This window comes from Butyrivibrio sp. VCD2006 (assembly GCF_000423925.1).
Taxonomy (GTDB): domain Bacteria; phylum Bacillota; class Clostridia; order Lachnospirales; family Lachnospiraceae; genus Butyrivibrio.
Genome location: NZ_AUIX01000077.1, coordinates 1 through 1,284, shown reverse-complemented (window position 1 = coordinate 1,284; position 1,284 = coordinate 1). Strand labels below are relative to the sequence as shown.

Annotated in this window: 1 protein-coding gene; it reads left to right on the top strand. The window is 38.9% G+C overall.

From position 1 onward, the window contains the following. Positions 1-214: 214 nt before the first annotated feature. Positions 215-979 carry a hypothetical protein gene (locus G586_RS0116970; protein WP_026511902.1) on the top strand — a complete coding sequence of 255 codons (765 nt, stop codon included), beginning with the start codon at positions 215-217 and terminating at the stop codon, positions 977-979. Positions 980-1,284 lie beyond the last annotated feature (305 nt).

Genomic DNA, 1,284 nt, shown 5'->3' with positions numbered 1-1,284 from the left:
TAAATCGCAATAAGATCAAACGAAAGGGCAGTTATTGAAATAATTCAAGCTGCTTTTTCGTTTGACCTTACAGCGATTCTAACCTAAAGAATTTGCAGAGATGCCGTTGGTAAGAGAGGTATGCCATGATACTTGAAACGAAAAGATTGATCCTCCGACCGTGGGAAGAAAGCGATGCGGAGAATTTATTAAAAGATAATGGACTAAGTAAAACATGAAGAAAAGGATTAATAGAAAAGAATTTAATGATTTTAAAGCTTTAATACAAAGGGATCTAAACTCGGATGAATATCCCTTTGTTGTAACTGTTCAAAAAAATAAAATTGTTGCCAGGTGGAAAACGCAGCAAATCTCGGAAGAAACTGACAACAGGGACACCGGTTCCTTTTATGTGACATATATACTTAGCAGAGACAAAACGTTTTGCGGCGGTGAAACCTTGCTTGTCAAAGATACTTATAAGCCGCCATTGTCCACGGAGACCAGAGCTGTTTTTTCACTCTCTACACCGAAGAATTTGCCTTGGAGAAAAAGAATCGATCATAAGGATTGGGCGAATATTGGATTTGATGAGGACAAACTCCTTTCCATCATTGAACATTATCTGAGAGATCACGGTTTTGCATATCTCCCGGGAATATGGAATCACAAACGCTTAAGCTGGGAAGAGGGATTTTTGTTTCGCATTGCCGGTATTATTTTTCTATTCGTAGGCATTTTTTTGCTAGTGGGATTTTTGAATAGCTCAATGATCAGTGATTGCTTACGAGTAGATGCTTTTTTCGCAGCAGCTATTTTCCTTCTTTTGTTTGCGACGCTGCTACCATTGATCATGATCATAATTGGAGTCCTGATGTCTCTGATTGGATTTGGCAAAATGGAATTCTATGACCTCAGGCCGGAAGTGGGCATCAAGTTGGTTTTAGGTATCATTATAGTATCCTGGTCAGTGATATTTGCATTGACTATTTCAAATTGAAGGATGTGACGATCATAGGTATATCTCTCGGAGGGTACCTTGCACCCAGAGCCGCAGCTTTTGACAAGATCACGCAGGATATGCAGGATAAATGCGAAGAAATTTTGTAGCAACGAATGATCAGATCATCTTCTGCATTTTGGGGCCCATAGGGGATTGGATAAAAAGTCTTGCCTGAGTTCGTAATTGTAGAAATATATGATAGTAAGATATATCGGAACGTGAACAATCGGTGTAAGACCAAACAAAAAAACAGACTTCATATATTCAAAATCTGTCCTTTTGTTTGGGCTTCAGACCGATTT